Annotated in this window: 9 protein-coding genes; all 9 read right to left on the bottom strand. The window is 60.3% G+C overall.

Annotation, left to right across the window (positions count from 1 at the left end; translation table 11 throughout):
* Positions 1-167: 167 nt before the first annotated feature.
* A complete protein-coding gene (locus FKV25_RS15560) occupies positions 168-890 on the bottom strand; it encodes a MobA/MobL family protein (RefSeq protein ID WP_141519721.1) in 723 nt (240 codons plus the stop codon).
* 402 nt (positions 891-1,292) lie between these two features.
* Complete coding sequence (mcrC, locus tag FKV25_RS15555) at positions 1,293-2,426, bottom strand: 5-methylcytosine-specific restriction endonuclease system specificity protein McrC (protein WP_141519700.1); 1,134 nt, start codon at positions 2,424-2,426, stop codon at positions 1,293-1,295.
* Entirely contained in the window at positions 2,426-4,648 is a 2,223-nt protein-coding gene (locus FKV25_RS15550; protein ID WP_141519699.1) for an McrB family protein, read from the bottom strand. The genes mcrC and FKV25_RS15550 overlap by 1 nt, the downstream gene beginning before the upstream one ends.
* A gap of 12 nt (positions 4,649-4,660) precedes the next feature.
* On the bottom strand, positions 4,661-7,651 hold the full coding sequence (locus tag FKV25_RS15545) for a type I restriction endonuclease subunit R (protein ID WP_141519698.1): 2,991 nt from the start codon (positions 7,649-7,651) through the stop codon (positions 4,661-4,663).
* Positions 7,648-8,841, bottom strand: a complete 1,194-nt coding sequence (locus tag FKV25_RS15540) for a restriction endonuclease subunit S (protein WP_141519697.1) — start codon at positions 8,839-8,841, stop codon at positions 7,648-7,650. The genes FKV25_RS15545 and FKV25_RS15540 overlap by 4 nt, the downstream gene beginning before the upstream one ends.
* On the bottom strand, positions 8,834-10,369 hold the full coding sequence (locus tag FKV25_RS15535) for a type I restriction-modification system subunit M (protein ID WP_246072123.1): 1,536 nt from the start codon (positions 10,367-10,369) through the stop codon (positions 8,834-8,836). Before FKV25_RS15535 ends, FKV25_RS15540 begins: the two co-directional genes overlap by 8 nt.
* Positions 10,357-11,853 (bottom strand): type I restriction-modification system subunit M, encoded by a 1,497-nt coding sequence (locus FKV25_RS15530; RefSeq protein ID WP_141519696.1) that lies wholly within the window; start codon positions 11,851-11,853, stop codon positions 10,357-10,359. Before FKV25_RS15530 ends, FKV25_RS15535 begins: the two co-directional genes overlap by 13 nt.
* A gap of 22 nt (positions 11,854-11,875) precedes the next feature.
* Entirely contained in the window at positions 11,876-13,666 is a 1,791-nt protein-coding gene (locus tag FKV25_RS15525; RefSeq protein WP_141519695.1) for an N-6 DNA methylase, read from the bottom strand.
* Complete coding sequence (locus FKV25_RS15520; RefSeq protein ID WP_141519694.1) at positions 13,663-13,941, bottom strand: DUF4258 domain-containing protein; 279 nt, start codon at positions 13,939-13,941, stop codon at positions 13,663-13,665. Before FKV25_RS15520 ends, FKV25_RS15525 begins: the two co-directional genes overlap by 4 nt.
* Positions 13,942-14,018 lie beyond the last annotated feature (77 nt).

The following is a 14,018-nucleotide window of genomic DNA, read 5'->3' as shown; positions in this document are numbered from 1 at the left end:
TAAAATCGACTCCGTCGAACTCGGCACCCCGGCACTGGAGTTGGATCCTCCAAAAAGCGCCACTCTGCGCGGGTGCAACTCCGCGGCAAGTGTCGCGTATCGCACCCGGTGCAGCCGAGCGTGCGCCCTGCGACGCCATGGCCGGGGCGCTCTCCTCGATCGTTTAATCACCTTGCACTGCACCTGAGTTGGCTGCGCAGCTTGATGTACTGCGTTTTCTCTTCAGTCGACATGCTTCCGATCCGTGCCGGCCCCAAGTGGCGCTCCGGACGTCGATCGACTCCTTGCTCACGCAGCGTACGGTGATCGACACGCGCAGAGTGCCCGTTCAGCTCCAGATGGTGGTTGATCGTCTCAGCCACTAGCTTTCGTGTCGCAATCACCTCGTTCCTGAGTTCCATCCGATTCCGGCCGCCGCTCACCTTCCTGCGACCACCTTCGGCCGGACTTGACCTGTTGTAACGCGAGAAGAACCGCTCTGGTGGGCGATCGACGCCGTCATCGACTCGGTCGCACATCATCAAATGCACGTGCGGATTGGCTGCGCCTTCAAGGGATGATGTAGGTCCATGGACAGCGGCTTGGTGCGGCTTCCCTTGTGTCAGCTGTCGAACGAGAGCGCGGGTTAGTTTTACGTTCTCCTCGTCGGTCAACTCACTTGGCAACGCAATGATGGCCTCTCGGTATACCGCGCCATTTTTTCGTTCGTACTTGTCCGCGGCTCGCCAGAACGTGCTCGGGTCTCCCGCGGCCCAGGCTGGAAGGTTGCCGTGTTCCGCATACATCAGATCTTCGCGTTTACCATGGAATCCTTTACGCGCAATGTAGTTCGCGTGATCTCCAGCAGTCCCTTTACGGCCGCTTTTGATCTCGAAATGGAAGGTTGCCATCTTCTGCACTACCCTTTCTCGGTGATTGAAAGCACGAAAAAGGCCCGCGAAGTCATCTCCGCAGGCCTCTTTTGGTGCGCCAAGAGCCACACAGACGAGAAACGGTAAGTGCGCGTAGGCTTTGCCCCCCTATCTATTCATGGGTGCTGTACTACGTACTACTGTCCAAATCCATGTCGACTCATACCGTAGTGGTGCGCAGGTAAATTATTACTCCTCCTTCGTCCGTAGCGGGAGTCCAGCCCGCTACCGGATCATTTGTCCTAGCGGACGTATCCGAACGCTTTATCGGACAGATCGCCATCTGCCTGCAGCTTGTACTTGAGGTTTGCTTTGCGGACCGCCTTCTTGACTTCGCTCTCACCGACCTGGGTCTTTACATCGACTCACAAACTGACCTGGTTACGATAAGCCTGCAGGAGCTCTCTCGCACAGCCGCAACAGCTGTGACCGGATGTTGGAAGGCGACGATGCCAGATCCACCGTAGCAAACCTGATGCGGTGTCCTTGGACTACCACTGTCTCGTCGACCATCTGGCCGATCGCGGGATGCAACAACAACCCGCTCGCATGATCTGCAAGCGCATCGCCGCAACCAACCTGGGAGCGCAAATAGGCGTAGATCTGGTACACGTATCCGCTGCGCAGGGTTTCCTCACGGTACCAACCGCTCGTCACAATCGAGGTGAACTTGGTATCGATGACGATCCTCTGCCCGGTTGACGGATGGTCGAGCACGACATCAGTTCGCATCGACGGCAGGATCTTGTCGATCCCTGCCGTCTTCTGCTCGACCTGCCAGCCCATCGTCCGGCCGCAGAGCACTCGCCAGCCCTGCGGACTCAATACGGCTTCGTAGAAACCCCCCACTGCCCGCTCGAACAAACGGCGTACCCACGTCGCTTCCCTGTCCGGTAGAGAGAGCACATTCGCACCCGACGCCTCCGTGGGTAGCACTAGGTCGAACGCCAGCTTTGCGGCTGCCACCATGAACCGGTCGTCCGCATCGTTGCGACCGAAACGATCGGTGCTCATTTGGGCGCGGGTCGGTGCGTCCCCTGATACACCCATTGCCTTCATGCCACCCGCAAGTGCGCGGCACCGATGGGCAACGTCCTTCCTCTGAACGATCCTGGAGATGGACTCCAATGCTGCTCGCACGAAACGATTGCGTGGGGTGTCGATGGTGAGTTCGTCGAACCGGCACGCCACCAGGCCTCTATCCATCAACTGATGGCGTTCGGTGGTCAAGACGTCGATCCGGCCACGCACGCGATTGATGACTGCGTCACGAGATCGGTATCCAAGACTCAAGCGGCGACGCTGTCGCACTTCAACCGAGTGGGCAAGGATCTCCGCAACTAGATCCGGTAGATCGTCCGGGCTGTCTTCCAAGCCGATCTTGCCGATGCCGCGAGTGCGGAACAGGTCAGAGGCGTAGAGCATCAGCTGCCAGAGGTTGCGCACCGGAATGCGTCCGATGAACCCCTCAGCCCTCATGGATGCACTTTCCACCTGTTCTGCGACGGCGGTCATCACCAGCCCTGCGTCAGCCGTGCAATCGCCTTCTGTGCTTCGTCGGGCGCGTCGAACCAGTATTCATCCAGCAACGGGCCGATCTCCGTCTCCACGACCTGCTGGAACCACTTCTTCGTGTCTCCCGCCTCCAGTCGATGTGCGGGTGTCACATAGCTGTGACCAATCCGGAATTGCTTGCCAAGGCGTGCATCCGCCGCGATCTGTTCGTTCAGATCGGCGATACGGCGTTCAATATCCGCGACCAAGCCCGGATCGACAGCACACTCCTTGGCCACCCACTCCCGCCAAATCTGGCCCAGTCTTGGCTCCAGCCCAACGAAAGCAAAGCGGCGACGCAGTGCCAGATCGACCAGTGCAAGTGATCGGTCGGCGATATTCATGGTGCCGACCACGTAGAGATTCTCGGGAATATGGACGGGACGTCGTTTGCCGTCCGCATCCGGATAACAGAGTTCCAGCGCTTCGTTGGGCGTTCGTTTGCCCGCCTCAAGCAGCGTCAGCAACTCGCCGAAGATCTGCGCCGGGTTTCCACGGTTGATCTCCTCGATCACCACGACAAACTTCGACGAAGGCTCCTTCGATGCAGCCTTGATGGCTTCCATGAAGACACCGTCCGCCAGCGACAACTTGCCTTCGCCAGTGGGGCGCCACCCTCGAACAAAGTCCTCGTAGGACAGGTTGGGGTGGAACTGCACTGCGCGGACCTTGCTGTCGTCCTTCTGCCCCATCAGCGCGAACGCGAGCCGTTTGGCTAGCCAGGTCTTGCCCGTGCCCGGAGGCCCCTGAAGGATGAGGTTCTTTTTTGTGCGCAGACGATCGAGCAAGCGGTCAATCTCGGCCCGCTCCAGGAAACAGCCGTCCTCGAGGATGTCCTCCACCGAGTAGGGAACGATTGGCGCTGCCCCCTGAAAGGCTTCGTGAACTTCACCTTCAGTTTCCTGCTCTGCTCCGGCAGTGGTAGCGATATCGCCAGCCGGCACAGGCTCGTCAACCGGGTCTTTGTACATCCAGGACGCCAGCGACAGGTCCGGGAAACTGTGGACTGGGTAGCCGTCTTCGCCGAAGCGGGAACGCAAATCGTCCAGCAGCTTCAGATAGGTCCGACCATCACATGGGCCTTGCTGGCCACTGATGGCGACATTCAGGCCGAGCCGCTTGTTGATGTAGTGGCGCGACTGGCTATCCAGGGTCAGGAATTCCCACGGATGCGCCCAGTAGAGACCTGTCGAAAGGTTCCATGCGACACCCCACACTTGGGTTGCCTCGTCATAAGCCCGGATGAAGGCATCGCGAGTGTCCAACTGGTCGCCATCGACCATCTTGCTCGCGGCAACGAATACCTTCCATAGCGCGTCGATGTCACCCGCACCACGCTTGTCGGCATAGGCGAAAAACCAGGAACGTTGGTTGTTGAGAACGGGAATGCCTTCGAATGAAGGCGGGACCGGGACCGTCACACCCAGCAACTTGGCAAGTTCGCCCGCGATGGTCTTGCGGTTGGCATCGGTCATGGACCGGTTGAAGGTGCCCATCGTGGTGAACGGGCAAATGTCCCGCAGCGGACCACTGGTTCCATCGGGAAACTTATCCTGGAGATAGGTCAGCCCCGGAACGCGGGACGCAATCTCATGTATGCCCTCGATGAGCGGAGTTCGATCATCTGCATGGGCCAACAACTTATCTGCGACTGCCTCGTAGAACTCCGTCCACTCGAAGCGCCGCTTGTCAGGCAAAGTCGTGCCAAATCGCTCACGCCAAAATGGCTCGTTGCGAAAGCGCTCCAGATCCTGCGGCTTGCCCTCAAAAGCAAACGCAATCAAAGCGTCGGCCATCCAGTCACCAGGAACAACGCGCCAGACCGTGCCACGGTGAGTGTTGAAGTACCACTCCCGCACTGGCTCCACTTTGGTCCAATCGACCTTTACGCGTTTTCCGTCGTTGAGATTCTCGACGATCGTCCCGATCGCTTTAATAGCCATGACCGAGACGGTACGACCACGGTTGTCGAAGGGCAGGCCGTGTTTGCGCGTGTATGCCGCCTTGATGGCAATTCTCTCGCCCGGCCGCATAGACCGCACAACATCGAGGAGCTTGTCGTCGTAGCCGTTTTCCCAAATTCCTTCTGCAAGAAATCGCGGCATCTGATCATCGGTACCGCCGTAGGTGGCGCCGACAAACCAGGTTGCATGCGGCGCACTATCGATCGTCTGAGTGGTCATCCTCCGCCCCCTTTAGTAATACTGCCGGATGTAGCTGTAGGCCTTCTCGAACAGCTCTTCATCCGCATGCAGCTTGTATTTGAAGAGGGCCTTGCGCAGTGCCTTCTTGACTTCCCGCTCACCGGCCTGCGTGCCTTGCCAGCCAGGGAAGCGGACGAGGCGTACGATCTCGTCGATGTCGGCGACCACGCGTTCCACCATGATGGGTGTCTCGGCCGTCTTGACCTCGTTGAACAGCTCGGTCAGCGCCGCCTTGCCGCGATCCTCGTCCTCTTCAGGCGGGACCTCCTTCTCGGCCTGCAGCGTTTCCTTGGCGATCTCCAGCAACTGCTTCAGAAACTCGACGCTGTTGATCTGCCCGGATTCGAAGCGGTCCTTCAGCGCATCGAGCCGCTCCGACAGCTTCTTGAACTTGGGGTTGCCGCCATGCCCGCGCAGCCGGCGCTTGAGCTTGATCTCGATTTCCTTGGCCTTCTTCGGGTCGGGGTTCGAAAGCACGGCCTCCAGCAGATCAGCGTCCAGCACCAAGGTGTCGAGGTCATCCCGCACCGCGTCGACATGCACGTTCTGGTGGATCAGCTCGATGGTCTTTGCGCCCAGCGAATGCCAGATCAGCTTGCCGTGACCACTGGACGGCTGCACCGACTGGTACACCTGGGACAACCACTTGTAGTCCTTCTCGAACGGGCCCAGAACAGTGTCCGGTGACAGCGCCTCCCAGATCTTGTTAAGCACGCTGTACTCGGCGGCAAAGTTGTCCCGCACCTCATTGTTGGGCAGGCACTGTTGTGCAGCGATCAGGCCCTCATAACCTTGCAGAGAGCGATCACAGCCAGTGAAGAAGACCAGACATTTCTGCATGGCTTCGGGCAGCTTGTCCTTCAGCTCCTGGATGTTGCTGACCACCTGCTTGACGCTCTGGTCGTCAAATTCCAACGCGGCTGCCACGTCATCGAAGATGCCGAGGTAGTCGACGATCAGGCCGTGGGTCTTCTGCTCGGAGTAGGTGCGGTTCACGCGGCAGATGGCCTGCAGCAGCGTGTGGTCGCGCAGCGGCTTGTCCAGGTACATCGCCTGCAGGATGGGCGCATCGAAGCCGGTCAGCAGCTTGGCCGTGACGATAATCAGCTTCAGCGGGTCGGCCGGGTCGCGGAACCGATCGAGCAGTCGCTCTTCTTCGTCGCGGCTTCGGTCATAGGCCGCGTACTCTGGATGCTCCTTCTTGTCGGACGCCTGCACCGACATCACGATGTCCGTGGCCTCGGGCGGCAGCAGCTTGTCCAGCTCAGTCTTGAACAGCAGGCAGGACTCGCGGTCGAAGGTGACGATCTGGCCCTTGAAGCCGTTGGGCTCCACCTTGGTCTGGAAATGCTCGACGATGTCCTCGCACACCTTGCGGATACGTTCGGGCGTCTTCACCAGCACGGCCATCTTGGCGGCGGTCTTCGCGAGGTTGTCCTTGTCGAGATCCGACAGGCCGCCGGTCAGGTCTTTGTAGGCGGCGTCCAGCGCGGCCTTGTCGATGTGCAGATCGATCAAGCGCGGTTCGAAGTGCAGCTTCAGCGTGGCACCGTCGCGGATTGACTCCTCGAAGCCGTACCGGCTCATGTAGCCCTTCTCGTCTTCGTCGGCACCAAAGGCGTAGAAGGTGTTGCGGTCGGCACGGTTGATCGGCGTACCGGTCAGGCCGAACAGAAACGCATTGGGCAGGGCCTCGCGCATCTTGCGGCCCAAGTCGCCTTCTTGCGTGCGGTGGGCTTCGTCCACCAAGGCGATGATGTTGCTGCGGTCGTTCAGGCTGCCAGTGGCCTCGCCGAACTTGAAGATCGTGGTGATGATGATCTTGCGCACGTCCTGCGAAAGGAGCTGCTGTAGTTTCTCGCGGCTGTCGGCTTTTTCCAGGTTGGGAATGTCCGCGCCGGTGAAGGTGCCGGTGATCTGAGTATCCAGGTCGATCCGATCCACCACGATCAGCACGGTGGGATTCTTCAGGCCGGCATGCATGCGCAGCTTCTGCGCGGCAAAGACCATCAGCAGTGACTTGCCCGAGCCCTGGAAGTGCCAGATCAGCCCTTTCCTGGGGTAGCCCGCCAGCACGCGCTCGACGATCTTGTTGGCCGCCTCGTACTGCTGGTAGCGGCAAATGATCTTGATGCGCTGCTTTTTCTTGTTGGTGGCGAAGAGGGTGAAGCTGCCGAGGATGTCCAGCACCACATGTGGGCGCAACATGCTTTCAGCGGACAGCTTGAGCGACTTCAGCGGGTGGTGCTGACCATCGTCACCGTCGCCATCCAGATGCCACGGCCCCCAATCCTTGACCGGCAGGCCGATGGACCCGTAGTGGTAGGCCTTGCCCTCGGTCGCCACCGAGAACACGTTGCAGACGAAGAGCTCAGGCACGAACTTCTCGTAGTCGTCGTGCACCTGCACCGCGCCATCGACCCAGCTGATGCATTTCTTGACCGGCGTCTTGGCCTCGATCAGCACCAGCGGCAGCCCGTTGACCAACAACACCAGATCGGCGCGGCGCTCGGTGGGGCCTGCGCGGTAGGTGTACTGTTGGGTGACGATGTACTGGTTCTGCGCCAGATCATCCAGGTCGATCAGCCGCACCGGCACATGCTCGTTATTGGCGCCGAAGGGCATCGAGCGCTCACCGCGCATCCAGGCGGTCATTTCCTCGTTGGCGCGGATCAGCCCATCCGAGCGCACTGACAGCACGATGGCGCGCAGCTTGTAGAGCACCTCGTCGGCGCGGTCAGGCTGGGCGGCAATCTCGGGGTTCAGGCGGATCAGTGCATCGCGCAGCCAGTGTTCGACCAGCACTTCCTGGATCTGGCGCGGCACCTCAGACGGAGCAGCGTAGCGCCAGCCGATGCCTTTGGGGCTGGGACCGTAGCTGGCTTGAGGTTCCTGGGCGGTGTTGGCCGGGACAGCCTTGACTGGGCCGGCGAGCAGATCGCGGACGTAGGCTTCGACGGTGTTTGATTCGTTGAAGCTCATTGCATCCCCCCTAGCTGGGCTCCGAGAGCTTGTGCGGCTTTGAATCGGCCCTGTAGCTCGATTGCTGACTGATTGAGCGTCTCGACCACACTCGCAATTTGTCGCTGCTCATCCAGCGGCGGGACGGGCATCTGCATGGCAGAGAATCTGACAGCGGTCAGGTGCGCCATCGAGGTTGTTTGTACGCACATCGACGCGAACTGCCCTGTGTAAAGGCGATGCTGGAAATAGGCTTGTGCGAACTCTGGCAACAACCGTTCACCGCATCGAAACCGAATCAACGTCTTCTGACAGCACAGACCCGGGACACCGCCACGGTAGATGGCGCTCCGCCCTACCAAGTCGAAACTCTGCCCCTCGTTGAGCAAAACATCGCCGTGTAGCAACTCGAATTTCTGCACATCCTTCTCTGGGAAGTGCATCTGGTTGACGTCCGAGAAATCAATCCAACCATCCAAGACATTGGCGACGCGGAGATAGGGGCGCATGTTGCTACCTGAGTCGTATTTGGGGTGGCGTTGCTGACCCAATTGAACGTCACCCAGCTCGCCGACTGGCGCAGTAGCCCAATGGCTCGGAAACATGTCGGCTGAGCCTCGATCAGGCCTGAAGGCGTCAAGCAATGCCGCTCGCCGCGCCCGCTCAGCCAAGGCCGCTGCGCTTTCCAGGCTGCCTGCGAGCTCCTGATGCCTTCCAAGCAAATCGACGCGCTGCATCTGGACCTCAAGTGTTGGCAGCACAAACTCAAAATTGGCCAAACTTGTCCAACTGGTGCGCGGACTCAACGACCCCGCCGAAGTCCCCACCGCATGTTCGAAAAACGCATCGGTCTGGCAAATGAAGGGCAGCAGCTCCGGCAGCAAAACCTGTGCGTCCTTGGTCTCCAGCACATAGATGTCACCGGAGCACACCCCAGAGAAATCTGCCACAGCCACCTTGCGCTGGTAAGCGCGGCGCTTGCCGAACAGCACCTGCCCCGGTTGGAACACGCTGGTGAAGGTCACGCCGTCAGCGACGCTGCCCCAACGGCGGATGCGCAAGTCACCGGGTTCGAGATGTTCCAGACCGACGTAGCGTTCAATGCCATCGGCCAACGGATCTTGGCTGCGTGCTTTCGAGAGGCGCACCACGTCGCCGAATTTCACCCGACGCCAGCCGGGCTTCAGGGTTTTATTGTTCTTGTCAGACACGCTCGATGTCCTCCGTAATCAGTCCATCCAGCGTTTCCACCAGCGCGTCCATCTGTTGCCAGAAGGCGCGGCCGTCGGTTTGCCATTGGTCCCAGGCTGAGCGCAGCGATACCGCGTCACCATTGCTGTCGGTGGCGATGGCGGCGGCAATGCGCTTCACGTACAGCGGGATCGAGAGGTTGCCCGCATTGATGCCGATTTCGGCCAAGGTGGCGACCTTGGCGAAACCGGGCACATCGACAAAGGTCTTGTAAGCGCTCAGGATGCGCTGCTGGTGCTCGGGCTTCAGAAAGCTCTGCGCCCGTTCCCGGGTGACCTCATTCACCGCGTCGATGAAGATCACCTTGCCCTTGCGAGCGGCGGCCTTCTTGCGGTTGCAGATGACGATGCACGACTCCATCGGGGAGTTATAGAAAAGGTTGGGACCCAAACCGATGACAGCCTCGACCCAGTCCTGCTCGACCATCTTGGCGCGCATGGCCTGTTCTTCGTTACGGAACAGCACACCGTGGGGCCAGAGCACGGCACTACGCCCCTTGGCGGTGAGGCTGGTCAGGATGTGCTGCTGGAAGGCGTAGTCGGCGCGGCCTTGCGGCGGCGTGCCAAGGGAGTTGCGGCCCCACTTGTCACTGCTCCAGGCCTCGCGGCTCCACTGCTTGATGGAGTACGGCGGGTTGGCCAGGATCACGTCGAACTGGCGCAGGCGGTCGCCTTCGATGTGCTTGGGTTCGGCCAGGGTGTCACCCCGGATGATCTCGAAGTCCTCCACGCCGTGCAGGAACAAGTTCATGCGAGCGATGGATGAGGTAATGAGGTTGCGCTCCTGCCCGTAGAGCTTGAGCGTGCGGTATTCGCCGCCTGCGCGCTTTACTTCATCTAAGGCCGAGATCAGCATGCCACCAGTACCGCAGGTGGGGTCGTAGATCGACTCGCCGGTCTGCGGCGCTAGAAGCTGCGTCATCAAGTGGACGACGGTGCGGTTGGTATAGAACTCGGCAGCCGTGTGGCCGGAGTCGTCCGCGAACTTCTTGATCAGGTATTCGTAGGCGTTGCCCAACTCGTCCTCGGGCACATTCGCCACCGAGAGTGTCTGCGTCGAGAAGTGCTCGATCAGGTTTTTCAGCGTTTCGTCGGGCAGGCGCTCGCGGTTGGTCCAGGGGGCATCGCCGAAGATGCCATCGAGCAGATCCGGGTTGGCGGTCTCGATAGCGCGCATGGCTTTCTGGATGGCTGCACCGACGTTTTTGGGTGCCTGGCGAACATCGTTCCAGTGCGCGCCCTCGGGAATCTGGAAGCGGTGGTTCTCGGCAAACTGGGCATAGGAGAGGTCGCCCTTCGAGTTGGCCAGGGCAGCCTGGTATTCCTCTTCCCACACGTCCGATACGCGCTTGTAGAACAGCAGCGGGAAGATGAACTGCTTGTAGTCACCCGCGTCGATGAGGCCGCGCAGCAGCACGGCGGCACCCCACAGGTAGCTTTCGAGTTCTTGCTGGCTGATGCGTTTGCTTGGGTGACTCATTTCAGCCATCCCCCTTCAGTCATGACCTGCGCGAGCCGCTCTTCGGCTTCACGGCAGCGTGTGAGCGCGTCCTTGAATGCCGCGATAGCATCGGGCAGCGGTGGGATGTCTTCCTGCAATGGCGGAAGAACATAGCGCGAGATGTTCAGCGTCCAGTCCTCGGCTTTGATCTCGTCGAGGCTGACCACGCGGGCCGCGTCCTGCACATCGACAAAGCCGCGATACCAGCCGAGGATCTCGGCGGCATGCTCGGGCTGCAGATAGTTTTGCGCGCGCCCCCTGCGGAACAGGCGTGATGCATCGGCGATCAGCACCTTCTTTTTGTGCTTGGCGGACTTGCGCTTTCGAAGCACCAAGATGCAGGCGGCAAGGCCTGCCCCGTAGAAAAGATTGGGAGCGAGCCCGATCACGGCTTCGACGAGGTCCATCTCTAGGAGCCTTTGGCGGATACGCCCTTCGGCGCCCGCCCGGAACAGCGCACCCTGGGGAAGCACGACAGCCATTCGGCCCGAGACTTCCGCCATTGACTGGACCATGTGCTGCACCCAGGCGAAGTCGCCGCTGGAGCTAGGCGGTAGCCCGGCGAAGTTGCGTCCAAAAGGATCGTTCGTCCAAAGCTCCTCCCCCCATTTCTTCAGGGAGAACGGCGGGTTCGCGATCACGCAGTCAAAGGTGGCGAGTGCGTCTCCATCAAAGAACGCCGGATTGCGGAGCGTGTCGCCTCGGACGATCTGAAAGTCCTCAACCCCGTGAAGGAGCAGGTTCATACGAGCGATCGAGGACGTAGTGAGGTTCTTTTCCTGTCCGAATAGCTTCCCCCATAGCAGTCTGACGTTCCCGCGCCGCTCTCGCACGTGCTCAACCGCGGCCAGGAGCATACCGCCTGTTCCGCAAGCAGGGTCATAGATGGTTTCCCCCTCGTGAGGGTCGAGCATCTCGACCATCAAGCGCACCACGCTTCTGGGCGTGTAGAACTCGCCCGCCTTCTTGTTTGTGGCATCTGCGAACTTCTTGATCAGGTACTCGTACGCATCACCCAGTACGTCAGAGTTGACGTTCGCGTTGCCAAGCGGGATCTTTGAGAAATGCTCGATCAGGTCCTTGATCAGCGCGTCCGATAGACGTTCCTTGTTGGACCATTGGGCATCGCCAAACACCCCGTAGAGCGTGTCCGGATTTGCCCTCTCGATCTCGCGCATCGCCCGCTGCAGTGCGCTGCCCACGTTCATGGCCGTTGACCGCACGTCGTTCCAGTGACAGTCCTCGGGGATCTGGAACCGATGCGACTCCGGGAACCACGCCAGCTGCTCATCGCCCGTCTCGTCAACTATCTCCTGGTACTCCTCGTCCCATACGTCGCAGATGCGCTTGAAGAATAGAAGCGGGAAAATGTAGGTCTTGAAGTCGGCGGCATCGACGGGACCGCGCAGGATGTTCGCCGACTCCCACAGGTGGTTCTCCAGCCGCTTCAGGTCTGTACCAGGCGTATTCATCAGTTGTTCGTCTGTCTCCGGACTAGTCCAAAAGGCCATAGGCCGAATCAGGCCCAGCCACGTTCTGTTGCTTCTTGACCATCTCGGCGATCTGCCTGCCGAGCGTCTCTTCCTCATTGAGAATTGCTCGAGCTGTATGCGAGGCATTCGTGCCCGGCGCCGGTAGCTCAAGTCGAAGCAAGTCACGCAGCGTAATCATCGGAATCGTGACGCCGGACGAGATCCCCGACAGCAGCTCTTGTCCTAACGGCGACCGGAGCAAGAGTGCGAGAGCCGCCGGATCAACGCGATTCTCAGGGCGAGCTCTCAAGACGGTTAATGAGGAGCCTGCCGTCCAGCCCCCGCGCCCCGGCCTGGCGACGTCCGGTGGGATGATTCCCACCCTGCCGACGTTGCCGCGGATCGTAAGCACGATGTCGCCTTCCCTGAGGAAGTGATCCGGGTCCTGGCTGTCGACATCCCGCACCGTTCCCTCTCGTCCTGGGCGCGTATAGCCGGTACGAGCAATGTCAGACGCGCCGACCTCGAGCACCGGAACGCCATCCGAGTCCGCCTTGGATGCAGGAGGGGTTCGTACGGTGGAAACCAGGTCACCAAGGGCGACTGTCTCTAGGTGCGCAAGCCTGCGCTGCAACTCCATCCTGCCCTCGTCGAGAACGTAACGTTCAACCTGAAGCGAGAACTCATTGGCCTCGATCTCTCCGATTTCCACGGAGCGTGCCAGGTCGGATTCGCTTCTCGACTGGACCGCTTCCAGGAGCTTATCCACGTTGCCGACCGCAACCCTGGAGCGCCCCTGCTGGATCTTGAAGCACTCCCCACTTGCGTTGACGAAGCGCACCTGCTTGGTGCCGCCCCGCGGATCAAGCACCAAGATCGCCAGCTGGATCGCGGTGCCGGACGCCAGCCCAGGAAATAGCGAGATCACGGTCCGGACCTGGCCGGCTCGGACCAGTTGTTCCCGCAGCTTCTTGTCGGCACCAACACCGACCAGCAGGCTGTACGGAACAGCGACGACAACCCGACGTCGCGAGTGCGCCATCAGGTGTTGAATGCACAAGACAGTCCAAGTGGCTTTGGGGTTGTCGAAGCGGCCAAACAGGTCTCGGTCAACCACGTCACCACGCACCTTGACCCCGAGAGGGGGGAGTGCGACTGACTGGTCGAAACGCTCGAGCCTTCCGCTCTCAATAAACGACGGTGACCCGATGGGGTCGCTGTAGGCAGTTCGGCTTTCCTTCCCCGAGAAGATGGCTGCCAGCGCCGGAAACGGAGTGATCAATGGATTCTCTACAGCTGCTCCACCCCCGGCACGGAGCACGCTGGACGAGGCTTGGGCGATCTGGTCCCAAGGACAATAGGTGGTGGTCCCAGCCGTAGGCCCTACCAAACGAACCATTAGGTCAACCAAGGAAGAGTGGTACAGCGCCCACTCGGCACCGACCTCCGCGCCCAAGCTGGCGATCAGCTCGTGGAGATCGAGTCCTTCCAACAACCCGTCGCGCTCGAGACGAATACAGATGTTCGCGGCGACCAAGAGGCTGGGACCAGCGAGCTCGGCTCGCCGCTGTATGCCAGCAAACGCTTCCCCTAGGGTGCCGTTTGCGCGCTCCAGGGCAGCCACACCGGCGTCGAGAAGTCGCAACCCCGAGTCAGCCGCCTCGCTCAAGCTAGGCACGGTGTTAGTCACCCACTCCTTCTTGCCAATCCTTGCCCAAACCAGAAGCTGCACCGCGAAGATGGCGATGTCCTGGCGAGGCATGGGTGATCCCCGGAGCGCCTCCGTCACCTGCCGCAAAATCTTCGAGCTCATGAGCGCCTCGCACCCGTCCGCTTACGGCGTCGGGAATAGTTGTAGGTCGTGATAAGCGAGTCGCCGTCCTCGACAACGATCACGCCCCCCTTGTCCTGGATCTTCTTGAGCACCCTGAGCTTGTCCATGAGCTCATCAATCACTTGCCCAGCGGCACGTTGGCCCAGCACCACCTTCTCGCCTTCGAGAACTCCGTACTCACGGACGAGTCGCACCATTTCACGGCTGACCCCTCGCTGGGACATCCGTTGTGAAAAGTGAAGTGTCGTGTTCATGGTTGCCCCGCCTGCCTTGACGGTCGGCAATCTACGCCTCCGTAGACATGACGTCAATAGGGTAGAGCCTACTTTTG

Source organism: Marilutibacter aestuarii (genome assembly GCF_006546775.1).
In the GTDB taxonomy this organism is placed as follows: Bacteria; Pseudomonadota; Gammaproteobacteria; order Xanthomonadales; family Xanthomonadaceae; genus Marilutibacter; species Marilutibacter aestuarii.
The sequence above is the reverse complement of the archived record's forward strand: the minus strand, read 5'-3'. Positions and strand labels throughout refer to the sequence as shown.